Source organism: Xanthobacter sp. 91 (assembly GCF_000702385.1).
Taxonomy (GTDB): domain Bacteria; phylum Pseudomonadota; class Alphaproteobacteria; order Rhizobiales; family Xanthobacteraceae; genus Xanthobacter; species Xanthobacter aminoxidans.
Map to the genome: position 1 here is coordinate 4836754 of NZ_JNIB01000001.1, position 25254 is coordinate 4862007.

A 25254-nucleotide genomic window follows, 5' to 3' on the forward strand; every position below is an offset into this window, starting at 1 on the left:
CATCGCCGCCGACGAGGCCACCGCCCCCAAGATCGCCGTCGAGATGACCGGCGTGAACAAATGGTACGGCGACTTCCACGTCCTCAGGGACGTGAACCTGACCGTGGAGCGGGGCGAGCGCCTCGTCATCTGCGGCCCGTCCGGCTCGGGCAAGTCCACCCTCATCCGCTGCATCAACCGTCTGGAGGAGCACCAGAAGGGCCGTATCGTGGTGGACGGCATCGAGCTGACCGACGACCTCAAGCGCATCGACGAGGTGCGCCGCGAGGTGGGCATGTGCTTCCAGCACTTCAACCTGTTCCCGCACCTCACCATCCTCGAGAACTGCACGCTTGCCCCCATGTGGGTGCGCAAGATGCCGAAGAAGGAGGCCGAGGATCTGGCGATGCACTTCCTCGAGAAGGTGAAGATCCCGCACCAGGCCCACAAATATCCCGGCCAGCTCTCCGGCGGCCAGCAGCAGCGCGTGGCCATCGCCCGCGCGCTCTGCATGCGCCCCCGCATCATGCTGTTCGACGAGCCCACCTCCGCCCTCGACCCTGAAATGGTGAAGGAGGTGCTGGACACCATGGTCTCCCTCGCCCAGGACGGCATGACCATGCTGTGCGTGACCCATGAGATGGGCTTTGCCCGCCAGGTGGCGAACCGGGTGATCTTCATGGATGCCGGGCAGATCGTGGAGATGAACGAGCCCAACGCCTTCTTCTCCAACCCGCAGCACGAGCGCACCAAGCTCTTCCTCAGCCAGATCCTGCACTGAGGCGAAGGCACTTCCCGCGATATGCCGCGGCCCTCCGGCCTCACCGGAGGGCCGGAGCTTGGGTCGGTTGCGATTTCGGCCCTGCTGCGGCTTGGAAAGACGCGGCCTACGTCACCGCCCGGTTCGCCCGCCGCTCGCGCAGGGCGAACTGCAGATTGCGGATGTAGATGAAGGTGGAGAGCGCCTGCCCGGCGATGAACACCGGGTCCTTACGGTAGATGGCATAGACCAGCAGCAGCGAGCCGCCGCCAAGGGAAAAGGTCCAGAACGCAAAGGGGATAACCGAGCGCTGCGCGCGCTCGCTGGCGATCCACTGCACCACGAAGCGCATGGTGAACATGAACTGCGCCACCAGGCCCAGCGCCACCCACCAGTCGAACTGGTCGATGAACACCTCGGTCATGTAGCGACCGATCTGCGACAGGTAATAGACCATCAGCCGCGCTCCACCACTTTCGGCGGGCGGCGACGGCGGACCAGCCAGAACACGCCGAACATGTCGATGATGCCGACCCCCAGGCGGTTCCAGAACCCGTACTTCGATACGCCGTGCCAGCGCTCGCGATCCACCACCTTCACGGTGAGGATCTCATGGCCGTCGCGCCGCACCAGCGCCGCCATGAAGCGATGCTGGCCGTCGAACATGGGCAGGCGCAGCTGCACCTCCCGTCGCACCACCTTGAGGCCGCAGCCGGTATCGCGCGAGCCGTCGTTGAGCAGAGAGCGGCGGACCCGGTTGGCGAGGCGCGACTGGAAGCGCTTGAAGCCGGTGTCCTTGCGCCCCTGACGCTCGCCCTGCACCATGCCGATGCTTGGCCCGCCCGCGTCCATGACGCGGACCATCTCGGGCAGATAGGCGGGGTCGTTCTGGCCGTCGCCGTCGAGCAGCAGGAGAAGGTCGCCCCTGGCCGCCCACGCGCCGGTTTCGACGCCGGCCGACTTCCCGCAGGCCTTCGCATGCACCACGATTCGCAGATAGGGCCGCGTCTGCTGCGCCAGCCGAAGATTGGCGAGGGTTGCGTCGGTGGAGCCGTCATCCACGAAGATCAGCTCGAACGGTTCGAACGACAGCGCCGCATCGATCTCTTCGATCAGCGGCAGCACGTTGTCCGCCTCGTCCTTGACGGCGATCACCACCGACAGCCGCGGGGCCGAAGGGGTTTCGGAAGAAAGGGAAGTCAAGGTCTCGCCTCTTGGGCTGGAACGGCTGTGCTCATGTCTTGCGGCGGCGGGAGGGATGCTCCAGCCCGCGCGGGATTGACGGGAGCGAGGAGCCGCGCGAGCCGTCGCGCGGACGGCCCCGCCATGGGCACGATCGTCCCGCCCGCGTCAACCGCGAAGACGACGCGGCGGGCAGCGAACAGCTTGACCGTCCACAAGGCGGCGGCGGTCCCCAGCACCGCGCCGGCCACCACGTCGCTCGGATAATGGGAGCTGAGCACGATGCGGGTGGCGGCAATGGGAAAGGCCGCCACGAGGAGGATCGTCCGCGCCCGCGGGAACAATGCGGCGAACGCTACCGCGGCCGCGAAGGTGGTGGTGGCATGGCCCGAAGGGAATGAGGCGAAGCTCGATTTCCAGATCATGACATCGAACGTCATCTCCGGGCTCGGCCCCTTGATGTGCATGGCGGCGTGCGGGCGGGCCCGGCCGAGGCTGTGCTTGACGATGGCCACCAGCAGCCCCACCGGCGCAATGGCGAGGAACAGGAAGCCGAGGCGCGCGGCGACGCTGGCGGCGATCCGCCGGGTCATCTCGTCACCCGCGTGGGTGAGCATCAACGCATAGGCGAGGCCGATGCCGAGCGGCCACAGCACCACCCCGCTAAAGCCGAGGTCGGTGACACGATCGCTCATGACGACGAGCCAGGACGGGGCCTTGAGCCTGAGGCCGAGGGTGAGCGGGTCAACCAGCAGCATCAGTGCGGCGACCACGCCGACCGTCAGCGCCGCGAGCGCCAGCGCCTCCCAGCGCCCGAGAAAGCCGAGGTGCGGGCGCGGCACGCCGATGCGGCGCCCGCGCAGATAGGCGAGCGCGCGTCCGATGGAGATGAGGAGCAGGCGCACGGCTTCTCCCACCCACCGCAAGCCTGCGGCGAACGAACCGGACGGAGCCGCGCCGGTGCCGGCCTCCGGGCTCACGGGGCGGCCTCATCGGAGCGGAATACCGTGATGGAGGTGGGTCGCCCGCCGTTGTAGGTGAAGCCGGAGATGGTCGCGACCGCGTGATACTTCAGGGCGAGCAGGCCCGCGTGCCGCTCGAAGGCGGGGGTAAAGCGCGCATCCATGAAGGCGAGGGCGCAGCCGCCCTTCTTCAGCAGCGCCGCCGCCTCGTTGGGCAGGACGTAGTTGATCTGCGTCCCCACCAGGAAGACGAGGCTCGGCTCCTGATAGGGGAAGGACGCGACCTTGGCGGCCGGGCAGCCCTGCTGCTTCACCACGGCAGCGAGGCGCTCGGAAATCCACAGCGCCCGCATCTGCGGCAGCATGGTCTGCCAGACGGCGAGATAGAGCACCATGGCGCCGGCCAGGGCAGTGAGGAACGCCCCCTCGATGCCGACCCGCGGGAACGCCCTCGCCGCCCACCACAGAAGCATGGCGCCCAGCAGCAGCAGCGGCCACGCAGCGAGGCCGAAGCCGCTGCCGAAATAGAGGTAGGCTCCGCCCAGCCCAAGCGTGACCACGATGGCGAGCCCCGGCCAGATCCACACCAGCCCGGCCAGTCGCGAGCCCGCCTGAACCAGCCCGCCCCGCTCGACGACGAGGGCCGAGAGGATCGCCAGCGCCGGATAGACTGGCAGCACATAGTGCGGGAGCTTGGTGACGGCGATCTCGAACACCACCCAGCTTGGCACCAGCCAGCACAGGAGAAAGCGCTCCGCCCGCCCGCGCCGGTGGCGCCAGACATAGGGCGCCGCCATTGCGGCAACCACGATGGACGGCCAGAACGTGCCCCATGCAGCGAGGAAATAGGTGCCCGGCGGGCCCCAGTGGCCTTCCGCGCCCTCGGCCACCTTGCCCATCATGTCGACGCCGACGGCCAGCTGGTAGAAGGCGCCGTTGGTGAGGAGGTAGATGGCGACAAACCACGGCAGCACCAGCAACAGGCACCACAGCAGGCCCGCAAGGGGCTTCAGCGGCCGCAGGAAGGCGCCGGAGCGGTCCGCGACGGCGAGCGCGGCGATGGCGGGGCCGATGAACAGCGGAGCCACCGGCCCCTTCACGAGGATTCCCGCCGCAAGGGCGGTCCAGAAGATCAAGGCGAGGGTCCAGTCGCCCTGACGCGCCTCGGGCGGGCGGACATAGGCCCGCGCCAGCGCCCCGAAGCAGGCGAGAATGGTGAAGAGCAAAACCGCGTCGGTCTTGGCAAGCCGCGCTTCCACCCCCAGCAGCACGCATCCCGCCATCATGAGGGATGCGAACAACGCGCCGCGGCGGGAGAGGAAGACGAGGGCCGTCCAATAGGTGAGCAGCACGGCGCCGATGGCGGCGACCAACGACGGCAGGCGATAGAGCCAGATGGAGGTGCGGGCGGACGGCCCGATCACCGCCTCACCGGCTTTCACCGTCGCGGCTTGCAACCAGTAGATGCCGATCGGCTTCTTGTAGCGGACCTGGGTGTGGAAGCGGATATCGACGTAATTGCCGCTCTCCAGCATCTGCTTCGTCGCCTGGGCGAAGCGCGCCTCGTCGCGATCGACGGGCGGGAGGCTGAAGAAGCCCGGCAGAAACGTGATGAGAGCGACCACCACCAGCAGCAGCACGGCACGGCCATGACACGCCGACGCCGTGTCGAGGATCCCCACGAGGCGCTGCGGCAGGTCAAGATCGAACGCCCGCCGGTCGTCGGATGCGGGCTGTGAGATGGCCATGCTTCGGTCTGGATCCGCTCGAATTGGGCGCGGACAATAGCAGAAACGCCCGTGCCGAAAAGGACCGGACGGTCGTGCGCGAAAGCCGCCTTCCGCCGGGGCGCCTTCTCATGAAGAGCAAACGCGGCGAAGGAATGGCACCGGCCTGGCTCAAGGCGGACCGCAGCGTCAGATGGGATCGAAGCTTGGGCTGCGCTATTTGGTCAGGATCAGCTTGTTCTGCGCCGTAAGCCGCAACTGATACGTGTGCTCGCCGTGGGCGATCGTCACCAGCCGCCCGGCCGCGAACAGGTCCCGGCTGTCGAGCTGCGCGTCCACCATGGGGATGGTCCGGCAGGTTTCATCCGCGGGACGATAGGTCCACTCGCCACCGGCCTTGTCGTTATCGAGATGAGCGCTCCCGTGTTCGTACCTGTTCATTTTGAATCGCTCCAGATCCGGGCGCGGGCCACGACCAATGCTGAGGGTCGCGGCTCACTTTAGAAGCATTCAATACTTGAATACCACCGACTTATCCTTGAGTAATGCATGCGGCCTCCGCGATCAATCCCCGCGAAGCGCGTGATGTACTGGACGCGCGGCTTCGCGCCCGCAGCTTCCGCTGCGTTCGTTCCGGCCGGCCCGAATGATGGCTTGGAAACGGTGCGCGAAGGCGCGTCAGAAGGCCTTGAAGGTGATGATGGTGCGGGTGTCCTGGATACCCGGAATGGTCTGCACCTTCTGGTTCACGTAGTGGCCGATGTCGGTGCCGGGCTCCACATAGAACTTCACCAGCAGGTCGAACTCACCGGCCGTGGAATAGATCTCGGAGGCGATCTCCGCATTGGCGAGGGCATCAGCCACCTCGTAGGACTTCCCGAGCTGGCATTTGATCTGGACGAAGAAGGGAACCACGGCGTGCTCCGCTGGCGGCGGGATCGGAAGGCCCTCGCGGGCCGCGCCAAGGTGGACAAATCCGCCGGGACTGGCAAGGGTGGCGGCTCGATCATCCCTGCCCCACCGGAGCCTCACGTCGTCCATGAGCCGGCCCATTCCCATCGCCCTCACCATCGCCGGCTCGGATTCCAGCGGCGGCGCCGGCATCCAGGCGGACCTGAAGACCTTCTCCGCGCTGGGGGTCTACGGCGCCAGCGTCATCACCGCGCTCACGGCGCAGAACACGACGGGCGTCAGCGCCATCCACGACGTGCCGGACGATTTCATCGCCGCGCAGATGGATGCCGTGTTTTCCGACCTCGCGGTGAAGGCGGTGAAGATCGGCATGCTGTCGCGCCCCGGCGCTATCCGCACGGTGGCGGAGGGGCTGGCGCGCCACAAGGCGCGGCCGGTGGTGCTCGATCCGGTCATGGTCGCGGCATCCGGGGCGCGGCTCCTGAGCGACGATTCGCTGAACGACCTGCGCACCATCCTCATTCCCGCCGCCGATCTCATCACGCCGAACCTGCCGGAGGCCGGTGCGCTGCTCGGCCTTGAGGCCGCGCACACGGAAGAGGAGATGCAGCGCCAGGGGGCGGCCCTGCTGGCGCTCGGCACCCGTGCCGTTCTCATGAAGGGTGGACACGGCGAGGGACCGGAGAGCGTGGACCTCCTCGTCACGCCAGCCGGCACGCAGCGCTTCACCGCCCCGCGCCATGCCACCCGCAACACCCACGGCACCGGCTGCACCCTTTCGTCCGCCATCGCCGCGGGGCTCGCCGCCGGACTCGACCTGCCTGATGCGGTGGAGAAGGCCAAGGCCTACATCACCGGCGCCATCGCCGCCGCCGACCGCCTCGATGTGGGCGCCGGCCACGGCCCGGTGCATCACTTCTTCCGGCTCTGGCGCAACTAGAACGCGGAAAAACGCTCCTTTGCCTTACGTCCCCTTCCCTCCCGCGCGCCCGGACGGTAACGTCCGCTGAAGCGAACGCTCGTTCGGTTGAAAGGATATTGGGGTATGGCCGTCAGGGAACGCGGGGGCAGCTCTCTCGAAACCGGCGCGCAGGTGATTACCGGGCAGCTGGGCAAGACCATCCAGCGCCTGCGCAAGGCCTACAACCTCTCCTTGTCGGACCTCGCCGAGCAGTCCGGCGTGGCGAAGTCCATCATCAGCCAGATCGAGCGCAACGAGACCAATCCGACGCTGGCCACGGTGTGGCGCCTGTCGCAGGCGCTGGACATGTCGGTGGAGCGGGTGCTCGCCTCCTCCGACGATGCGCCTTTCGTGGAGAAGCTCTCCCGCGCCGACACGCCGATCCTGCTCTCCGAGGACGGGCTGGTGCGCCTGTCCATCATCGGCTGGATCAAGACGGTGGAGTGGCTCCAGTATTACGACATGGAGGCCGCGCCCGGCGGGGAGCTCGATTCGGACGGGCACCAGCGCGGGTCCGTGGAATGCCTCACCGTCATAGCCGGCACGCTGGAAGTGGACGTGGCCGGGCAGGTGGAGACGGTGAAGGAAGGCGAGACGGTGCGCTACCGCTGCGACCGCCGCCATGTCATCCGCAACCGAAGCGGCGCGCCTGCCCGCGCCTTCATGGTGTGCCTGCTCAAGGCTGCGGTTCTGGAGTGATTGGGGAGGGGAGCCCCCTCCCCTTCACGCAAGCTCACTCGTCGGTCAGCGGGCCGAGGATGAGCATCTCCAGCTTCACCCAGTTGGCGAGCTGCGCATAGGTCAGCTTCTCGGCCTTGAGGTCCCAGGTGACTTCCGAGCGGGTGGGACCGACGCACTTGTCGCGGCCGTTGTCGCCCTTCACCCTTTTGCAGGCGTCCTCACTGTCATTGTAAAAGACGCGGCCGTAGAGGCCGGGCTTCGACTGGTCGGCGGACGAGAAGAAGGCGTCGGACTGCGCCTGCGCCGCGCTGGCGTCGAAGAAGGACTGGTCGGTGTTCACCGCCTGCTCGTTCCAGCGCAGGTTGTACTCGTAATAACCGGTATAGGGCTTCTTCTTGCCGGCCTTGTCGGTGAAGTTGCCGTTCTCCTCCACATAGCGGATCGAGCCGGACACGCGGTCGGTGAAGGACTTGTCGGCCACGGTGTAGGCGAAGGTCACGCCATTGGCGTCGGTTAGCCAGTTGCCCAGCTCGTAGTCGTAATCGAGGTTGCCGGAGACGCGTACGTCCGGAAGGAAGGAGAAGGGGCCGGCCGCCAGCTGGGTGCGCTCGAAGCGCAGCGGATCGGGGTTCTTCACCTGGATCGACACCACCTTGCCGTCGACCATGCGGGAATAGATCTTGTCCGCCTCCTTCTGCGCCCGGCGGAACTGCTCGGCCACTTCCCACCAGCGCGTCACGTTGCGACCCTGGATGGAGCCGCCGAAGGGCGAGGAGGTCTGGTTGCCCTTCACCACGTCGATGCGCAGCCGGCCGGCATCGGGGATGTAGCGGCCGTTGGCGTCGATCTGCAGGTCACCGCGCAGGATCGCCACCTCCCGCGCCACCTGGGACGGGTTGGACGGATTGATGACGTCGAACTTCACGGAATAGACGAGGCTCTTGCCCGGCGTGCGCTGAACCGAGCCCTTCAGGATCATCAGGTCGGCCACCGAGAGGTCGCTGATCTCGTAGAGATCGGTGCCGCTGGTGGAGCGCAGGGAGCGGGAGTTGTAGTCCACCGTCATGGCGCCGGTGAGCTTCGCCTTGTCGGCGGGAATCTCCTTCAGCGCCTGGCTCTGCTGCGCCATCGCGGCGCCCGGCGCCGTCAGGCTGGCCGCGCACAGGCCGGCGGCACAGGCGAATATGGCCGGCGCGAAGCGGATGGTCATGTGGATCTCCCTCGATGGCACCGGGCGCGGGGCACCTGGCGTTTCGGGGCGGACCATGGCGAAGGCTTCCTGAACGGCAGATGACCGAACGTCATCAACTCCGTTCAGAGAAGGCCCAGATCGCGCAGCTCCCGGCTGAGGGCTTCGGGCAGATCGGCGGTGCCGGTGCTGGTGCCGAGATCGCGCGGCGCCTCCCGGTCGGCGAGGTAGCGCCAGCCCTGGAAGGGACGCGAGGGACGCGGCTCCACGCGGATGACGGCGGGATCGAGCACGAGGCCGCAGCGGCGCACCCCGTCCGGATCGACCACGGTCCGCAGCTCGAGCAGGCGCTGGCGTGCCGCCACTTCGCCCTTGATGACCCAATAGAGCGAGCCGCCGTCGATCAGTTCGTCCTTGCGGCTCGGCACCATGCGGGTGACGTGGATCTGCTCGAACGGGACGCCGGCCCGCCGGGCGGTATCGGCACGGTCGGCGATCCAGCCTTCGAGGTCGGCGATGGAGGTCGCGCCGACGCATAGCTTGATGAGGTGGAGCGCCATCGCGCCCGCGCTATTGGCCGTTCGGGGCGGCGGGTGCGCCCTCGGCAGCGGGTTCCGCTTCGGCCGGCGCCGCAGGCTGGGGCCGCGGACGGGGCGCGGCGGGACGCGGGGCCGGATTGGCCGGGGGCGTCGCCTGCGCGGCCGGGGTGCGCGCCGGGCGGGCGGGCGGCAGCGGCGCGCTGGGAGGCGGCGCGATCACGTCAGGTTCTTCCGCCGCCGGGGCTGGCGCCGCCGCGGCCGGAGCGGGAACGCCCGGGGCACCGGGCTGGGCCGCATGGGCCGGATCAGGCTGGGTCACCAGCATGCCGAAGGGGCCGGTGCGCGGCGGCGGTCCCCCGGTCATGCCCCGGTTGCGCGCGTTGCGCTCCCACACCGGGGTATATTTGCTGACGAGGCTGGCATAGCGCCCCTCGTTCATGTTGGCGATGATGTGCGTCGGATCGCCGAAGATCGCGGCCTGCGGACAATAGCTCACCGTGCAGCCGGAGAAATCCACCAGCGCGGAAGCGACGAGGCCGTAGGGGTCCTGCTCCAGCGGCCGACGCCAGGCGATGATCCGCTCGGTCAGGTAGTCGGCCTTGCGGCGGCGCACGAACTCGAAGGCGTCCTCGACCAGCGCCATGCGCGCGCGCACCATGGCGCGGGCGGCGGCCACCGTGTCCGGCCGCTCGAACAACACCGCCTCGCACACCCCCGTCAGGGACGGATCGGCGCCGATGCAGCCGAGGGCCGGCGCCTGCGCGGCCGCGGAATCAAGGCCGGCGGCGCGGGATTCCAGCGAGCGCGCTTCCGAGATGGCGGCAGCCTGGATGATCTGCTTGACCATGGCGCTGCCCACCGACAGGCCACCCAGCAGGATGCCGATGAGCACGAGCAGCGTCAGCGGGTTTTCATTGGGCTCCGACCGCACGAACAGCACGAAGACGAACACCGCCCCGATGACCATGGCCGCGAGCACGACCCAACCCGGCACATCGAAATTGCTGTTCAGAATGCTGAGCGTCCGGTTCATCCATTCCAGCATGGCGCCCTCCGCGACGCAGCCCTTGGGACGCGGGCGAACGCCTGCGTCCCTGTTCCGGTTCCCGCCCCCACGATACGCCTACGGCTGCCGGTCGGGGCGCGGATCATTGTCCGGTCCGCCGCACAAAGGCAACGCGGCGCACCGGCGCGCAATTCCCATGGTAAAGGAAAACCCGTTCCCCCCGGCCGCGAAGCCGCCCGGTGTTCCCGGCGGCTGCGTTCAGTGGGGCCGAAGCGCGGAGGCGTCGAAGCCTCCGTAGAGATAGATCACCGCGACGGCGACCAGAAAGACAGCAAGCGCAGTGCGCGCGACGCCCCAGCAGGAGCGGCGATGGGCATAACCTTGGCTGAGATCCATGATGGATAGCGGCTCTTTCGACGAGTCCCCGCGGCACGACGAGCGTCCCGCAACGCAACATTCATTAAGAATTTATGAACGCCCCGGCAAGCCCTGCGTCATGCTTCCTGCGAACGGCTCGCATGCGAGAGCCGGGACTGCCGCAATCCACAGGCCGCCGGATCGGGGGGCGCCGGGTTTGCCCATGCGAAAATCCGCGCGGATGGGGTAGGACTTCCCCATGACCGAGAGCCGCCCCTCCGATTCGACCGCCAGCCCTTCCCCTCTACCCGACGATGAGGCGGCCGCGGCGCTGCTCCTGCGTCTCGCGGGCGAGGCCGGGCCGGGCAAGAGCATCGGCCCCATGGATGCGGCGCTGGCGCTGATGCCGAAGGACGAATGGCAGCGGGCACTGCCGGTGGTGCGCCGCGTGGCCGTCCGCCTCGCGCTGGAGGGCCGGCTGATGATCTATCGCAAGGGCAAGGCGGTGGACCCGGCCGATTTCCGCGGCGTCTACCGCATCGGCCTGCCGCGGGACGACTGAAGCCGACGAAACGCTCAGGGCGCCGGAAACAGCGCGCTGGTCTTGCCCGAAAGATAGTAGGCGACGAGGCCCACCCACTCCTTGATCGACACATCCGCCATGTCGAGCCCGACCGCCGTGCGCGAGAAGGTCTCGTTGAGCTGGTTCGGGCCGGCGGTGCGGAAATCGACCGGATAGGGGATCACGTCGAAGCCCACCTTGCGGAAGCAGCCGACCGCACGCGGCATGTGGAACGCGCTCGTCACCAGCAGCCAGCGCTCGCCCGGCTTGGGCTTCAGCAATTCCTTGGCAAACTCCGCATTTTCCGCGGTGTTGCGGGATTTCACCTCGTATTCCACACGGTCCGGGGCGATGCCGAGGTCCGGCAGCGTCATCTGCATCATCCGCGCCTCCGAGGCGACGCCGTCGGAGAACAGCTGTCCGCTGCCGCCGATGAATGCGAGGCGCGCCTCCGGGTGCTTCCGCGCCAGGGCGCCGAAAGCAATGGCCCGCTCCCCGGCATTGGCGAAGGCGGGGACGCCGCGCGCCAGCCCCACCTCCGGCACCTCCGCCCCGCCCAGGAGGACCACGCCGGTGATCGGCTCATCGCCCCGGTAGATGGGAAAGCGCTCCTCCAGCGGGTTGAGGAGATAATTGGACACCGGCGAGAAGCCCAGCACCCCCCAGCCGACGATGGAAACGGCGAGAAGCCCCAGTCCCCACCGCCGCCCGCTGGCGAGCGCCAGAAAGAGGCCAAAGCCGCCAAGCAGCATCAGCAGGTTGGACGGCGCGACGAGGAACCAGAACATCTTGGAGGCGGCGAAAAACGAATCCATTCCACCCTCTGGGAGCGCCCCGTGGCGCCAGTCAGGCCAGCTCCACCACCTTGCCTTCGCGCAGGGTGACGCGCCGGTCCATGCGGGCGGCGAGGTCGAGATTGTGGGTGGCGATCAAGGCGGCGACCCCGGTGGCACGCACCAGCTCCGACATGGCGCCGAACACGTGGTCGGACGTCTTGGGATCGAGGTTGCCGGTGGGTTCGTCCGCCAGCAGCAGCCGCGGCGCGTTGGCGAGCGCGCGGGCGATGGCGACGCGCTGCTGCTCGCCGCCCGACAGCTCGGACGGCCGATGGGTGAGGCGGGCGCCGAGGCCGAGATAGGAGAGCAGCTCCTTGGCCCGCGTCTCCGATTCCTTCTTGGTGAGGCCGCGGATCATCTGCGGCATGGCCACATTCTCCAGCGCCGTGAACTCGGGCAGGAGATGATGGAACTGGTAGACGAAGCCGATGGAGAGCCGGCGGATGCGCGTGCGCTCGGCATCCGGCAGGCGGGCGGTGGGCGCGCCGTCGATGAACACCTCTCCGGCGTCCGAATGCTCCAGCAGCCCGGCGATGTGCAGCAGGGTGGATTTGCCGGAGCCGGACGGCGCCACGAGGGCCACCGACTGCCCCTGGGCAATGCCGAGGTCGGCGCCGCGCAGGATTTCCAGCGCCCCCTGCCCCTGCGCATAGCGCCGCACGACGCCGGCCAAAGCCAGCGCGAACTGGGGACGGGAGCCGGTGCCGGGCCGCGGCCGCGACCTTCGGGCGGGGTGGGCATGTCCATCACTCGTACCTCAGGGCTTCCACCGGATCGAGCCGGGCGGCCCGCCAGGACGGATAGAGCGTGGCCAGGAACGAGAGCGCCATTGCCATCAGCACCACGGAGGAGGTTTCGCCGAAATTCATCTGCGCCGGAAGGCGGGACAAATAATAGAGCTCGGGCGAGAACAGCTCCGTGGCGGTGAGCCAGGAGATGAACTGGCGGATGCTCTCGATGTTGAGGCACACGATCACGCCGAGCAGCAGGCCCGAGAGCGTCCCCACCACGCCGATGGAGGCGCCGGTGATGAAGAAGATGCGCATGATGGAGCCCTGCGTCGCGCCCATGGTGCGCAGGATGGCGATGTCGTGCCCCTTGTCCTTCACGAGCATGATGAGGCCGGAGACGATGTTGAGCGCCGCCACCAGCACGATCAGCGTGAGGATCAGGAACATCACGTTCCGCTCCACCTGCAGCGCGCCGAAGAAGGTGGCGTTCCGCACCCGCCAGTCCACGAGATAGACCGGCCGCTCCGCCGCGCTCTGGATGGCGGCACGCAGTTCGCCCACGTCGTCGGGATTGTCGAGGTAGACCTCGATGGCGTTCACGTCGCCGTTGCGGTTGAAATAGGCCTGCGCCTCCGGCAGCGGCATGAACACGAAGGCGCTGTCGTATTCCGACATGCCCACCTCGAACACCGCGGCGATCTTGTAGACCTTGATGCGGGGAGAGGTGCCCATGGGCGTCACCGCACCGCGCGGGGCGACGAGGGTGATGTTGTCGCCGGCACGCAGGGACAATTGGTCGGCGAGGCGCTTGCCGATGGCGATGCCCTGCCCCTGGTCGAAATTCTCCAGCGTGCCCTGGCGGATGTTATGGGCGACAGACGGCAGGCCGCGCAGGTCCTTCTCCGCCATGCCGCGCACCAGCACGCCCGAGGCGCCGAAGGGCGAGGAGGCGAGCGCCTGCCCCTCCACCAGAGGCACGGCGATGCGGATGCCGTTGAGTGCGGCAATGCGCTGGGCCACCGCCTTGTAATCGGTGAGCGGCGATTCCAGCGGCTGCACCAGCACATGGCCGTTGAGGCCGAGAATCTTGCCCAGCAGCTCCTGCCGGAAGCCGTTCATCACCGCCATGACGATGATGAGCGTCGCCACCCCCAGCATGATGCCGAGGAAGGAGAAGCCGGCGATGACGGAGATGAAGCCCTCCTTGCGGCGGGCCCTGAGATAACGCAACGACAGCATCCACTCGAACGGCGCGAAGGGGCGCGTACCGGTGGTGTCCCCGCCTGCCCTCGCCGCCGCCGCATGGGTTGCCGTCATGCCTTCAGCCTCTCCACAATGTCGCTCGGGGCGATCAGCTCGCGCGAGCCGTCCACCCGGCGCTTCAGTTCCACCTTGCCCTCGGCGAGGCTCTTGGGCCCGACCAGGATCTGCCACGGCAGGCCGATGAGATCGGCAGTGGCAAACTTGGCGCCGGCGCGCTCCTCGGTGTCGTCGTACAGCACGTCGTAGCCGGCAGCGGTCAATTCCGCGTAAAGGGCGCCGCAGGCCGCCTCGGTCGCGCTGTCCCCGACCTTGAGGTTCAGGATGCCCACCTGGAAGGGCGCGACCGCGTCCGGCCAGATGATGCCGTTCTCATCGTGAGACGCCTCGATCATGGCCGCCACGAGGCGCGAGGGGCCGATGCCGTAGGAGCCCATGTGGATGGTGTGCTCCTTGCCGTCCGGGCCGAGCACCTTGGCGCCGAAGGGCTCGGAATATTTGGTGCCGAAATAGAAGATGTGGCCCACCTCGATGCCGCGCGCGGCGAGGCGGCGGTCTTCCGGGATGGCATCGAAGGCGGCCGTGTCGTGCTTCTCGGAGGTCGCGGCATAAAGCTGCGTCCAGCGGTCGAACACGCTTTGCAGGCCGGCGGGATCGTCGAAGTTCACATCGGCGGGGGGCGGCGCCATGTCGAGATAGTCGCCATGGCAGAACACCTCGCTCTCGCCGGTGGAGGCGAGGATGATGAACTCGTGGGAGAGGTTGCCGCCGATCGGTCCCGTGTCCGCCACCATCGGAATCGCTTTCAGGCCCATGCGGGCGAAGGTGCGCAGATAAGCGACGAACATCTTGTTGTAGGAATGGCGGGCGCCGGCCGCGTCGAGATCGAAGGAATAGGCGTCCTTCATCAGGAACTCGCGCGAGCGGTAGACGCCGAAGCGCGGGCGCACCTCGTCCCGGAACTTCCACTGGATGTGGTAGAGGTTGAGGGGCAGCGCCTTGTAGGACTTCACATAGGCGCGGACGATCTCGGTGATCATCTCCTCGTTGGTGGGGCCGAACAGCATCTCGCGGTCGTGCCGGTCGCGGATGCGCAGCATCTCCTTGCCGTAGTCGTCATAGCGGCCGCTCTCGCGCCAGAGGTCCGCCGACTGGATGGTCGGCATCAGCATCTCGATGGCGCCGGCGCGATTCTGCTCCTCGCGGATGATGTTGCAGACCTTGTTCAGCACGCGCAGGCCGAACGGCAGCCAGGCGTAGATGCCGGCCGATTCCTGCCGGATCATGCCGGCGCGCAGCATCAGCCGGTGCGAGACGATCTCCGCCTCCTTGGGCACCTCGCGCAGAATGGGAAGGAAATAGCGGGACAGTCGCATCGGGTGGCTCGGACTTTTCGTGCGGAGGGAAATCAGGCTGGCGGGAGTGAAAGCGGAAGGGCGGCCAAAACACAAGGGCAGTGGCGCGAATGCGGTGCCATGCAACCATATTGCGACGCAGCGAACGACTTATTGCGGCGCAAGGATGACAAACGACAGATTCTTGTTCTATTTTCCCCCGCACAAGAAAGGGGACCGTCACCGGCCGGCCAGACGGCGGTGAATGCGGTTCAGGTCTCGGGAGGAGAGGTAAGAAAAAGCCGACCGACGGCCGCCTTTAATGGCGCATACGGAATCGGCATCACGGATTGGCCGCGCAGCCCCCAAAGCGGACTTAGATCTGCAGGCAGCGCTGGAGCCGTGGATTAAAAAAGGCGAGGCCCGCTCGGGGCCTCGCCTTTTTCTTTTGCCGCTTGGCGGTCGCACGACGAGACCCCTCCGCATCACTGATCGTCATCCCGCGCTTTGTGCGGGGGTTCCACGGTTCGACCCGGCAGGGTCTTTCAACTGGGAAACCGGACGAACGGCAAGGTGGATCGCCCGGACGAGCCGGGCGATGACGGCGAATCTGTGCGCTAATAATTCTTCCAGAGCCCAGGGCTCGCGATCTCGGCGAGATTCCCATCGGGATCGCGGAAATAGAGGCTGGTGGAGCCCTTCGGCCAATGCACCTCGCCCTCGATGGCGACGCCGTGCGCCATGAGGTGGTCGCGCCAGCGGTCCATGTCGGCGGCTTCGGCGGAAAAGGCGAAGTGCAGGCGGCCGGCGCCATCGTGCGGGGGAATCGCGCCGCCGAAGGGCAACGCGATGGCCGTGTCGGCCGATCCGCGCAGGAACAGCAGAAGCACGGTGCCGCCGACCGGATAGGCGGCGAAACGCGCATCGGCCAGCATGGGCACGAGGCCGAGCACGCCTTCGTAGAAGCCGCGCGCCCGGGCTAGGTCGTCCACGTAGAGGCCGGTTTCCAGCACCCGGCCGAGGGGCGGCGCAGTGCGCGCGGTCCCCTGCCCGTCAGGCATGACGCGGGCTCACCACAAGTTGAGCGTGGCGCGGGCTTCCTCGGACATGCGGCCCTGGTCCCAGGGCGGATCGAAGGTGATGTCCACCTTCACGTCCGAGATGCCGGGCACGGCCGCGACGGCGCTCTCCACCATGCCGGGCAGCTCGGCGGCGGCGGGGCAGTTCGGCGTGGTGAGCGTCATCTCGACAGCAACGGTGCGGGCATCCGAGATATCGACCTTGTAGATCAGGCCAAGCTCGTAGATGTCCACCGGGATTTCGGGATCGTAGACCGTCTTGAGGGCGATCACGATGTCGTCGGTGAGCCGCGCAAGCTCCGCCTCCGGGATCGGAGACTGAATCTGCGGCTGGTTCGGCGCCTCGATCGACTTGGTATCGGTCATGCGAACAAATCCTGCGCCTTGACGAGGGCGTCAAAGAGACGGTCCACGTCGGCGCGCGTGTTGTAAAGGGCAAACGATGCGCGGCATGTCGCTGTCGCACCATATCGGGCCAAAAGCGGCTGTGCGCAATGGGTGCCGGCCCGTACCGCGACACCGTAGCGGTCGATGATGGTGGCCACGTCGTGGGGATGGGCGCCCTTCATCTCGAAGGAAATGATGGCGCCCTTGTCCGCCGCCGTGCCGATGATCCGCAGGGAATTCAACGCCCTCAAGCGCTCGTGGGCATAGGCCGAGAGATCGTGCTCGTGGGCGGCGATGCGCTCTCGGCCGATGGACTGGACATATTCCATTGCAGCGCCAAGGCCGATGGCCTGAACGATTGGAGGTGTTCCAGCCTCGAAACGGTGCGGAGGTACCCCGTATGTGACGGCCTCCTCCGTCACCTCGCGGATCATCTCGCCGCCGCCCTCATAGGGCGGCATCGCCTCCAGCAGTTCCTTCCTGCCGTAGAGCAGGCCGATGCCGGTGGGGGCATAGAGCTTGTGGCCGGTGACGGCGTAGAAATCGACGTCGAGGTCGCGCACGTCCACGGGCATGTGGACGATGGCCTGGCAGCCATCCACCACCACCTTGGCGCCCACCGCATGGGCCGCCGCCGCGATCTCCTTGATGGGCGTCACCGTGCCCAGCACGTTGGACATGTGGGTGATGGCGACGATCTTGGTGCGCGGACCGAGCAGCGCCTTGAAGGCGTCGAGGTCGAAGGAGCCATCCTCCCGCACCGGCGCCCACTTGATGACGGCGCCCTTGCGCTCGCGCAGGAAGTGCCACGGCACGATGTTGGAATGGTGCTCCATGATGGAGAGCACGATCTCGTCGTCCGCCTCGATGGACTGGCCGAGGGAGGAGGCCACCGTGTTGATGGCGCCGGTGCCGGAACGGGTGAAGATGATCTCGTCGATGCTGCCAGCGTTCAGGAAGGCACGCGCCGTCTCGCGGGCATGCTCGAACGCCTCGGTGGCGGCGTTGGCGAGATAGTGGAGGCCGCGATGGACGTTGGAATATTCCCGCTCATAGGCGGTCACCATGCGGTCGATGACCTGCCGCGGCTTCTGCGCCGAGGCGGCATTGTCGAGATAGGTGAGCGGATGGCCGTTCACCTCCAGCGACAGGGCCGGAAAGTCCGCGCGCACCCGCTCCACGTCGAAGGAGCCATTGGCGACGGCGGGGTGGGGCTGGGTCATGGCCAAATCCTTCTGGCAACACTCTCAATGAAACGGCGTATCGCCCTCATCGGCCAACGGGAGCCTGGGGCGCACGAACCTTTTGTCGCTGTCACCCTCCGGCTTGTCCGGAGGGTCCACTCATCCGCTGGTCCCGGCGGCGGGGTGGATCCCCCGCACAAGGCGGGGGATGGCGGGGCGCGGAGGCGGTTTCAGCAGCGACGGCCTACGCCGCCCGCTTCTCCAGCCACCCGCTGATCCGCTCGATCAGCAGGTCGCGCAGGTCCGCATTCTCCACATATTCCACCGCCTCGCCGAGGAAGGCCTGGATGAGGAGCATCTCGGCTTCCTTCTCCGGCAGGCCGCGCGAGCGCAGGTAGAACAGCATGGAGCGGTCGAGGGCTCCGGCGGTGGCACCGTGGCCGCACTGGACATCGTCCGCGAAGATTTCCAGCTCCGGCTTGTTGTCCATCTCGGCGCGGTCGGAGAGGAGGAGCGACTGGCTCATCATCCGCCCGTCGGTCTTCTGGGCGGCGCGGCGCACCACGATCTTGCCCTGGAACACGCCGTGGGCGTCGTCGGCGAGCACGGTCTTGAACAGCTCGCGGCTCTCGCCCCCCGCCACCGCATGATCGATGACAAGGGTCGTGTCCGAATGCTGGCGGCCACGGGCGAGGGTCGCGCCGCGGATACCGGCATGGGCGCCTGTGCCCTCGAAGCGGCCATAGACGTTGTAGCGCGCCAGCGCCGCGCCCTGGGCGAGGGCGAACAGGTTCAGCTTCGCCTCGCGGCCCAGCTCCAGCATGAGGGTGCCGAAGTGGAAGGCGGCGTCGCCCTCCTCCTGAATGCGCACGAGATTCACGACCGCACCATCGCCCACCACCAGCTCCACCGCGTGGTTGGACTGGTAGGCGACGCCATCACGCCCGGCGAAGGTCTCCACCAGCGTCACCTCGGCGCCTTCGCCCACCACCACGACGGTGCGGGTGAAGCCGGAGACGGCTTCGCTACCCGGAAAAGCGTGGGCGATATGCACCGGCCGCGCCGCCTTCACCCCGGCATCGACGCGGAGCGCGACGCCCTCCCCGAGGAAGCCGGTGTTGAGGGCCAGCGGCCCGTCATAGCGGCTCGGCGACAGGGCATTGATGCGGTCCGCGAGCGGATCGCCGGCAGCGATGGCGGTGTCCAGCGGCAAGGCGGTGACGCCTTCCGACAGCGCCGCGAAGTCCGAGCCGGCGCGGGAGAGCACGCCGTTCACGAACAGGATGCGCCCGGCATTGGGCACCGCCGGCACGAATGGCGCAGCTTCCAGATCCTCCACCGTGCCCGGCGCGGGGGCGCGATTGGGGACGTCGCGGATGGCGGCACGCAGATCGGTGTACTTCCACTCCTCCACACGGCGGCTGGGCAGGCCGTGAGAGAGGAAAGCGTCGCGGGCGGCGCGGCGCAGCTCGGCGATGCGCCCCTGCCCCGCCTCGGTGGCGATCGACGCTTCGAGCGCGGCGGCGATGGCCTCTTCCGCCGCCGTTCGGGCGGGTCGGACGTTGATGGTCATGGTGCCGTCCTTCACGCCGCGTCCTGCGCGTAGGCCGCGTAGCCCGACTCTTCCAGCTCCAGCGCCAGCTCCGGCCCGCCGGAGCGGACGATGCGGCCCTTGTGCATCACGTGCACCACATCCGGCACGATATGGTCGAGCAGGCGCTGATAATGGGTGATGACCAGCATGGAGCGCTTGGGGCTGCGCAGCGCATTCACGCCCTGGGACACCACCTTGAGCGCGTCGATGTCGAGGCCGGAATCGGTCTCATCCAGAATGCAGAGCTTGGGCTCCAGCAGGGTCATCTGGAGGATTTCGTTGCGCTTCTTCTCGCCGCCCGAAAAGCCGACATTGACGCCGCGCCGGAGCATGTCCTGCGAGATGCCGAGGTCCGGCGCCTTGGCGCGCACCAGCTTCAGGAAGTCGGGGGTGGAGATTTCCTCCTCGCCGCGCGCCTTGCGCTGGGCGTTCATGGCCGCCCGCAGGAAGGTCATGTTGGCAACGCCGGGGATTTCGATGGGATACTGGAAGGCGAGGAAGACACCCGCCGCCGCCCGCGCGCTGGCGTCGAGCGCGAGCAGGTCCGCGCCGTCGAAGCTCACGCTGCCGTCCGTCACCTCATAATCGGGCTTGCCGGAGAGGACGTAGGAGAGCGTGGACTTGCCGGAGCCGTTTGGCCCCATGATGGCATGCACCTCGCCATCCGGGATGGTGAGGTCGAGGCCCTTGAGAATCTCGTTCTCGCCGATGCGGGCGTGGAGATTGCGGATTTCGAGCATGGTCGGTCCTTGAAATGTCGATCCGCGCGGCTGCGCCCCGAAGAACGCGCTGCGCGAGAAGGGATGGAGCCGGCGGCGCGCCGGCCGGTTCGTCAGCCCACCGAGCCTTCCAGGCTCACGGCGATCAGCTTCTGCGCCTCGACCGCGAACTCCATGGGCAGCTGCTGGAGCACGTCGCGCACGAAGCCGTTGACGATGAGCGCCACCGCCTCCTCCTGCGAAAGCCCGCGCTGGAGGCAGTAGAACAGCTGGTCCTCGGAGATCTTGGAGGTGGTCGCCTCGTGCTCGAACTGGGCCGAGGCGTTCTTGGCCTCCATGTAGGGCACGGTGTGCGCCCCGCAGAGATCGCCGATGAGGAGCGAGTCGCAGTTGGTGAAGTTGCGCGCGCCGGTGGCCTTGCGATGGGCGGACACCAGTCCGCGATAGGTGTTGTCCGAGTGCCCGGCGGCGATGCCCTTGGAGATGATCCGGCTCGACGTGTTCTTGCCGAGGTGGATCATCTTCGTCCCCGAATCCACCTGCTGGTGGCCGTTGGAGATGGCGATGGAATAGAACTCGCCCTGCGAGTTGTCGCCGCGCAGGATGCAGCTCGGGTACTTCCAGGTGATGGCCGAGCCGGTCTCCACCTGCGTCCAGGAGATCTTGGAATTGTCACCCCGGCAGTCGCCGCGCTTGGTGACGAAATTGTAGATGCCGCCCTTGCCGTCCTTGTCGCCGGGATACCAGTTCTGGACGGTGGAATACTTGATCTCCGCATCCTTCAGCGCCACCAGCTCGACGACCGCCGCATGCAGCTGGTTCTCGTCACGCTGGGGGGCGGTGCAGCCTTCCAGATAGCTCACATAGGCACCTTCATCGGCGATGATGAGGGTGCGCTCGAACTGTCCGGTGTTGCGCTCGTTGATGCGGAAATAGGTGGACAGCTCCATGGGGCAGCGCACGCCCTTCGGCACATAGACGAAGGAGCCGTCGGAGAAGACCGCCGAATTGAGCGTGGCGTAGAAATTGTCGGACACGGGGACCACCGAGCCGAGATACTTCTTCACCAGCTCGGGATGCTCGCGGATGGCCTCCGAGATGGGCATGAAGATCACGCCCGCCTTGGCTAGCTCCTCCTTGAAGGTGGTGGCGACCGACACACTGTCGAACACCGCGTCCACCGCCACTTTGGAGCCGCCCTCGCGCTGGATGCCGAGCAGCGCGTCGCGCTCGCGCAGGGGGATGCCGAGCTTCTCGTAGGTCTTGAGGATTTCCGGGTCGATCTCGTCGATGGACTTCGGCGCCGCCTTGGGGGCCGAGTAATAATAATAGTCCTGGAAATCGATCTTCGGGTAGCTCACCCGCGCCCAGGTGGGCTCTTCCATGGTGAGCCAGCGCCGGTAGGCGTCGAGCCGCCATTCCAGCATCCACTCGGGTTCGTTCTTCCGGGCGGAGATATAGCGAACGGTGTCTTCCGACAGGCCCTTGGGGGCCTTCTCGCTCTCGATGTCGGTGACGAAACCGTACTTGTACTGATCCACGTCGATCGCGCGGACGCGTTCGACGGTCTCCTGAACCGCAGGCATCTCTCTTCTCCTCTCCCACGCGGGGTCAAGGCCCGCGGGTCAAGTCCGTGTGCCGCGCATGATGCGCGGCGTAATTCCCCTAACCGCGCAAAGCGCGGCTTAATCCGCTATGCCGCGCGTGAAGCGCGGCTTCTCAGCTGCGGCACGGCCTTTTTCAAGGCTTCGACCGCGGCATCCACATCCTCGATGGTGCTCGACCAGCCGAGTGACAGGCGAATGGCGCCCGCCGCCTCGTCCTCGGGCAGTCCCATGGCGAGGAGCACCTGCGAGGCGCCGACCTTGCCTGACGAGCAGGCCGAGCCGGCACTGATGCTTACGTGGGCGAGGTCCAGCGCGATCACCAGTGTCTCGGCCCGAAGTCCGGCAAATGTGACCATAGTGGTGTTAGGCAAGCGATCGGCGCCCGCGCCCACAACCCTTGTACCCGGAACGCCTTCCAGCACCACCCGTTCCAGACGGTCGCGCAGCACGGCAAGCCGCTCCGCCTCGGCGGCAAGCACTGCATTCACGGCATTTGCAGCCGCACCGAAGCCGACGATGGCCGGCCCGTTCTCGGTGCCCGCGCGCCGGTTGCGCTCCTGCCCGCCGCCGGAGAGCAGCGGCGCGGTGCGATGGTCCGGCCCCGCCGCCACCAGCGCACCAACGCCGGGGGGACCGCCGATCTTGTGGGCGGAGAGGGCCAGGAAGTCGGCGCCGAGCGCCGCCATATCCAGCGGGATGCGCCCGGCGGCCTGCACCGCGTCGCAGAAGACGATGCCGTCCGCCTCGTGCACCAGCCGCGCCGCCTCGGCCACGGGCTGGATCACGCCGGTCTCGTTGTTCGCCGCCATCACCGCCAGCATCGCGCGCCGGCCGGCGGCGCGATGGCGGGCGAGCGCCTCGTCCAGCGCGGCGAGATCGAGCCGCCCCTCGCCGTCCACCGGCAGGATTTCCAGCGCGTCGGAGGGGAAACGATGGCCCTTGAGCACGGCCGGATGTTCCACCGCGCTCGCCAGCAGCACGTCGCAGCGCTTGGCCCGTCCGGCGATCTCGACAGCGGGATGCAGCGCCAGCGCCGCCGCCTCGGTGGCGCCGGAGGTGAAGACTACGCCCCGGACGGGCGCACCCGCCAGCGCAGCGACGGCCGCGCGGGCAGCCTCAATGCGGGCGCGCGCGGCGCGGCCTTCGGCGTGGACGGAAGACGCATTGCCGCCGGCATCCAGCGCGGCGACCAGCGCGGCGCGGGCCTCGGGCCGAAGGGGGCTCGTGGCGTTGTGATCGAGATAGGCGCGGCGAGGCACCGACGGGCGGGAAGCGATGGTCGCCTCAACCGTGCCCGCGATGGTACCCATCTGCCGCGACGCGTCGCCCGCGCTCATCTCCGCCTCCCGGCCGCATATGCCAAACGCACCCGCGACCCGTGCCAGGCTTGCAATTGCCGGCGATCTCCGTCATAGGTCAAACTTCACCCGTTCTCACAACGCAGCGCCCCTCGGTTCGCGCAGCCGCCGGGAACAAATTAGAATTATTCTAAATAGATAGGTCTCGCGCGTCCGTTAGTCAAGCATTACCGTTCCGGCGTCAAGTCGACAGGGGTCATGCTGACGGGTTCCCGCGCCGGACCCGTCGTCCTATAGGACGGAACGGGCGCGCCGCGCGTCATTGCTACCCAGAGGTTGCAGACTTCCATGCCAGAAGTGATCTTCCCCGGCGAAAAGGGGCGCCTCGAAGGCCGCTACCAGCCCGCCAAGACCCGCAACGCGCCCATCGCCATCATTCTTCATCCGCACCCGCAGTTCGGCGGGACGATGAACAATCCGGTCGTGTACAATCTGTACTACCAGTTCGTGAACCGCGGCTTCTCGGTGCTGCGCTTCAACTTCCGGGGCGTTGGCCGCTCGCAGGGCTCGTTCGACCACGGCCAGGGCGAACTTTCGGACGCCGCCGCCGCGCTCGACTGGGCGCAGTCGGTGAACCCGGACGCCCGCGCCTGCTGGATCGCCGGCTTCTCCTTCGGCGCATGGATCGGCATGCAGTTACTGATGCGCCGCCCGGAGGTCGAGGGCTTTATCTCCATCGCCGCGCCGGCGAACCTCTACGACTTCTCCTTCCTCGCCCCCTGCCCCTCCTCCGGCCTGTTCGTGCATGGCGACAAGGATGCGGTGGTGCCCACCTCTGCGGTGCAGACGCTGGTGGAGAAGCTGAAGACCCAGAAGGGCATCGTCATCGAGCAGCAGGTGGTGCCCGGCGCCAACCACTTCTTCGACGGCAAGACCGAGGATCTGATGGGCGTGGTCGGCACCTATCTCGACAAGCGCCTCCCCGGCACCCGCAAGGACAGCGCCGCCTGATTTCGGCTCATTCCGCTTGAACGGCGCGCTTCGGCGCGCCGTTTTCGTTTGGGGGTGGGTCTGGAGCCAACCGTGCTCCCTCTCCCCTTGCGGGAGAGGGCTGGGACGAGGGGTATTTCTCCGCTCGCCCAACACCGTGAGGACCGGCACCAGCCCCCTCACCCCCAACCCCTCTCCCGCAAGGGGAGAGGGGAGGCATAGGCCCCTCACGGCCGGAACAGCACCCCACCCGTCATCGGCGCGGCCACCCCGGTGGTGGTCGGAAACGTCAGCGGCAGGCCCCGCACGGAGCGCGCGGCGAGGAATCCGAAGGCGTGGGCCTCCAGCGCATCGCCGGACCACCCCACTCGATCGGCCGTGCGCACCTCTGCCCCCAAGCGCTCCGCCAACATGGCGAGCAAAGTCGGATTGCGCGCACCGCCCCCCGCGACGATCCACACCGCCGGAGGCCGGGGCAGGAACGGCACGATGGCCGCGACAGTCGCCGCCGTGAGCGCCGTCAGCGTCGCCGCGCCATCCTCCAGAGACAGGCCCGCCAGCCCCATCCGCTCCCCGACCGCCCGCCGAAAGGCGTTGCGATCCAGAGACTTGGGCGGCGGCTGTTGGAAGAAGGGGTCGGCCAGAACAGCCGCGACGCGCTCCTCGTCCACTCGTCCGGCGGCAGCCGCGCGGCCATCTGCGTCGAAGGGGACGCCGGTGCGCTCCTTCAGGAAATCGTCGATCAGGGCATTGCCGGGCCCAGTGTCGCAGGCGATGGGCGAGGCATCGCCATCGATAACCGTGACATTGGCGACCCCGCCCACATTCAGCACCGCCACCGGTTGCGACAGCGTGAGCCGCCGCACCAGCGCCTGATGGAACACCGGCACCAGCGGCGCCCCCTGCCCGCCCGCCGCCACATCCGCTGCGCGGAAATCCGCCACCACCGGGATGCCCAGCGCCGAGGCGAGCCGCTGCCCCTCGCCGATCTGGACGGTGAGGCGCGCATCGGGCCGGTGGATGACCGTCTGGCCGTGGAAGCCCACGAGGTCGATGTCGCCAGGGGTGAGCCGCAGCGGCTCCAGCAGCGCCCGCACGGCTTCGGCATGAAGATCGGTGATGCGCCGTTCGGCTTCCGCCAGCGCGCCCGGCCTATCGTCCCGATGGTTCACGCCCCGCGCATCCTCCATGGCGGTCACGAGGAGCGCGCGGGTTTTGGCGTCGATGGGGCGGGTGAGCGCGGGGCCGAGCCAGGCGACGCTTTCCCCGTCGGTCTCGATCAGGGCGGCGTCGATGCCGTCCATGGAGGTGCCGCTCATCAGCCCGACGACACGCATTAAAGCCCCCTCGCCTCACGCACATGCATTCTTGCGCCGGACCTGATACACCACCGCTCCTTTCCGGCGCGTGAGCGCCAG

The 25254-nt window shown here is 67.6% G+C and carries 27 protein-coding genes; 5 read left to right on the forward strand and 22 right to left on the reverse strand.

Annotation, left to right across the window (positions count from 1 at the left end):
* Positions 1-43 precede the first annotated feature (43 nt).
* The gene (locus A37E_RS0122570) at positions 44-760 is read left to right on the forward strand and encodes an amino acid ABC transporter ATP-binding protein (RefSeq protein WP_155982441.1); all 717 of its coding nucleotides are present in this window, start codon (positions 44-46) and stop codon (positions 758-760) included.
* A 106-nt stretch (positions 761-866) separates the two neighbouring features.
* On the opposite strand, the gene A37E_RS0122575 is transcribed toward A37E_RS0122570, so the two are convergent.
* The 6 genes from A37E_RS0122575 to A37E_RS0122600 form a co-directional block, all read right to left on the reverse strand.
* The gene (locus A37E_RS0122575) at positions 867-1196 is read right to left on the reverse strand and encodes a lipid-A-disaccharide synthase N-terminal domain-containing protein (RefSeq protein ID WP_029558685.1); all 330 of its coding nucleotides are present in this window, start codon (positions 1194-1196) and stop codon (positions 867-869) included.
* Positions 1196-1942: a glycosyltransferase gene (locus A37E_RS0122580; RefSeq protein ID WP_029558686.1), complete on the reverse strand. Its 747-nt coding sequence runs from the start codon at positions 1940-1942 to the stop codon at positions 1196-1198. Before A37E_RS0122580 ends, A37E_RS0122575 begins: the two co-directional genes overlap by 1 nt.
* Positions 1939-2901 (reverse strand): phosphatase PAP2 family protein, encoded by a 963-nt coding sequence (locus A37E_RS26180; RefSeq protein WP_051679270.1) that lies wholly within the window; start codon positions 2899-2901, stop codon positions 1939-1941. Before A37E_RS26180 ends, A37E_RS0122580 begins: the two co-directional genes overlap by 4 nt.
* The gene (locus A37E_RS0122590) at positions 2898-4631 is read right to left on the reverse strand and encodes a glycosyltransferase family 39 protein (RefSeq protein ID WP_051679271.1); all 1734 of its coding nucleotides are present in this window, start codon (positions 4629-4631) and stop codon (positions 2898-2900) included. Before A37E_RS0122590 ends, A37E_RS26180 begins: the two co-directional genes overlap by 4 nt.
* A 195-nt stretch (positions 4632-4826) precedes the next feature.
* Positions 4827-5051, reverse strand: a complete 225-nt coding sequence (locus A37E_RS27530) for a hemin uptake protein HemP (protein ID WP_024278841.1) — start codon at positions 5049-5051, stop codon at positions 4827-4829.
* A gap of 237 nt (positions 5052-5288) precedes the next feature.
* On the reverse strand, positions 5289-5525 hold the full coding sequence (locus tag A37E_RS0122600; protein ID WP_024278840.1) for an Lrp/AsnC ligand binding domain-containing protein: 237 nt from the start codon (positions 5523-5525) through the stop codon (positions 5289-5291).
* A 124-nt stretch (positions 5526-5649) separates the two neighbouring features.
* Here A37E_RS0122600 and thiD point away from each other — a divergent pair, with 124 nt between their 5' ends.
* Together thiD and A37E_RS0122610 are read left to right on the forward strand one after the other, a co-directional pair.
* Positions 5650-6462: a bifunctional hydroxymethylpyrimidine kinase/phosphomethylpyrimidine kinase gene (thiD, locus tag A37E_RS0122605; protein ID WP_029558689.1), complete on the forward strand. Its 813-nt coding sequence runs from the start codon at positions 5650-5652 to the stop codon at positions 6460-6462.
* A 105-nt stretch (positions 6463-6567) separates the two neighbouring features.
* Positions 6568-7182 (forward strand): XRE family transcriptional regulator, encoded by a 615-nt coding sequence (locus tag A37E_RS0122610; protein ID WP_024278838.1) that lies wholly within the window; start codon positions 6568-6570, stop codon positions 7180-7182.
* Positions 7183-7216: 34 nt separating this feature from the next.
* On the opposite strand, the gene A37E_RS0122615 is transcribed toward A37E_RS0122610, so the two are convergent.
* From A37E_RS0122615 to A37E_RS27270, 4 genes are all read right to left on the reverse strand, one after another.
* Positions 7217-8374: a hypothetical protein gene (locus A37E_RS0122615; RefSeq protein ID WP_029558690.1), complete on the reverse strand. Its 1158-nt coding sequence runs from the start codon at positions 8372-8374 to the stop codon at positions 7217-7219.
* Positions 8375-8478: 104 nt separating this feature from the next.
* Positions 8479-8913 carry a DUF1489 family protein gene (locus A37E_RS0122620; RefSeq protein WP_029558691.1) on the reverse strand — a complete coding sequence of 145 codons (435 nt, stop codon included), beginning with the start codon at positions 8911-8913 and terminating at the stop codon, positions 8479-8481.
* Positions 8914-8923: 10 nt separating this feature from the next.
* Positions 8924-9937 (reverse strand): hypothetical protein, encoded by a 1014-nt coding sequence (locus tag A37E_RS27665; protein WP_029558692.1) that lies wholly within the window; start codon positions 9935-9937, stop codon positions 8924-8926.
* Between the two features lie 219 nt (positions 9938-10156).
* The gene (locus A37E_RS27270) at positions 10157-10294 is read right to left on the reverse strand and encodes a hypothetical protein (protein ID WP_197023034.1); all 138 of its coding nucleotides are present in this window, start codon (positions 10292-10294) and stop codon (positions 10157-10159) included.
* Positions 10295-10514: 220 nt separating this feature from the next.
* Here A37E_RS27270 and A37E_RS0122635 point away from each other — a divergent pair, with 220 nt between their 5' ends.
* On the forward strand, positions 10515-10817 hold the full coding sequence (locus A37E_RS0122635) for a DUF3253 domain-containing protein (protein ID WP_029558693.1): 303 nt from the start codon (positions 10515-10517) through the stop codon (positions 10815-10817).
* Between the two features lie 14 nt (positions 10818-10831).
* Here the strand turns inward: A37E_RS0122635 and A37E_RS0122640 are convergent, their stop codons facing one another.
* The 11 genes from A37E_RS0122640 to A37E_RS0122690 all read right to left on the reverse strand — a co-directional run bounded on the left by A37E_RS0122640 (position 10832) and on the right by A37E_RS0122690 (position 22885).
* Complete coding sequence (locus A37E_RS0122640) at positions 10832-11632, reverse strand: YdcF family protein (RefSeq protein ID WP_029558694.1); 801 nt, start codon at positions 11630-11632, stop codon at positions 10832-10834.
* A 31-nt stretch (positions 11633-11663) separates the two neighbouring features.
* Complete coding sequence (locus A37E_RS0122645) at positions 11664-12314, reverse strand: ABC transporter ATP-binding protein (RefSeq protein ID WP_348550889.1); 651 nt, start codon at positions 12312-12314, stop codon at positions 11664-11666.
* A gap of 85 nt (positions 12315-12399) precedes the next feature.
* Positions 12400-13701 (reverse strand): lipoprotein-releasing ABC transporter permease subunit, encoded by a 1302-nt coding sequence (locus tag A37E_RS0122650; RefSeq protein ID WP_051679273.1) that lies wholly within the window; start codon positions 13699-13701, stop codon positions 12400-12402.
* The gene (gene proS, locus A37E_RS0122655; protein WP_029558697.1) at positions 13698-15020 is read right to left on the reverse strand and encodes a proline--tRNA ligase; all 1323 of its coding nucleotides are present in this window, start codon (positions 15018-15020) and stop codon (positions 13698-13700) included. Before proS ends, A37E_RS0122650 begins: the two co-directional genes overlap by 4 nt.
* A 575-nt stretch (positions 15021-15595) precedes the next feature.
* The gene (locus A37E_RS0122660; RefSeq protein ID WP_029558698.1) at positions 15596-16039 is read right to left on the reverse strand and encodes a VOC family protein; all 444 of its coding nucleotides are present in this window, start codon (positions 16037-16039) and stop codon (positions 15596-15598) included.
* Positions 16040-16048: 9 nt separating this feature from the next.
* On the reverse strand, positions 16049-16423 hold the full coding sequence (locus A37E_RS0122665) for an SUF system Fe-S cluster assembly protein (RefSeq protein WP_024278828.1): 375 nt from the start codon (positions 16421-16423) through the stop codon (positions 16049-16051).
* Positions 16420-17667 carry a cysteine desulfurase gene (locus tag A37E_RS0122670; protein ID WP_029558699.1) on the reverse strand — a complete coding sequence of 416 codons (1248 nt, stop codon included), beginning with the start codon at positions 17665-17667 and terminating at the stop codon, positions 16420-16422. The genes A37E_RS0122665 and A37E_RS0122670 overlap by 4 nt, the downstream gene beginning before the upstream one ends.
* A 205-nt stretch (positions 17668-17872) precedes the next feature.
* Entirely contained in the window at positions 17873-19201 is a 1329-nt protein-coding gene (gene sufD, locus A37E_RS0122675) for a Fe-S cluster assembly protein SufD (protein WP_029558700.1), read from the reverse strand.
* Positions 19202-19212: 11 nt separating this feature from the next.
* Positions 19213-19962 carry a Fe-S cluster assembly ATPase SufC gene (gene sufC, locus A37E_RS0122680; RefSeq protein ID WP_029558702.1) on the reverse strand — a complete coding sequence of 250 codons (750 nt, stop codon included), beginning with the start codon at positions 19960-19962 and terminating at the stop codon, positions 19213-19215.
* 92 nt (positions 19963-20054) lie between these two features.
* Complete coding sequence (gene sufB, locus A37E_RS0122685; RefSeq protein WP_029558703.1) at positions 20055-21527, reverse strand: Fe-S cluster assembly protein SufB; 1473 nt, start codon at positions 21525-21527, stop codon at positions 20055-20057.
* Between the two features lie 107 nt (positions 21528-21634).
* A complete protein-coding gene (locus tag A37E_RS0122690; protein ID WP_348550890.1) occupies positions 21635-22885 on the reverse strand; it encodes a cysteine desulfurase family protein in 1251 nt (416 codons plus the stop codon).
* A gap of 309 nt (positions 22886-23194) precedes the next feature.
* On the opposite strand from A37E_RS0122690, the gene A37E_RS0122695 reads away from it, so the two are divergent.
* Entirely contained in the window at positions 23195-23857 is a 663-nt protein-coding gene (locus tag A37E_RS0122695; protein WP_024278822.1) for an alpha/beta hydrolase, read from the forward strand.
* Positions 23858-24063: 206 nt separating this feature from the next.
* Here A37E_RS0122695 and A37E_RS0122700 read toward each other — a convergent pair whose 3' ends face one another.
* Entirely contained in the window at positions 24064-25173 is a 1110-nt protein-coding gene (locus A37E_RS0122700; protein WP_029558707.1) for an anhydro-N-acetylmuramic acid kinase, read from the reverse strand.
* Positions 25174-25254: the final 81 nt, after the last annotated feature.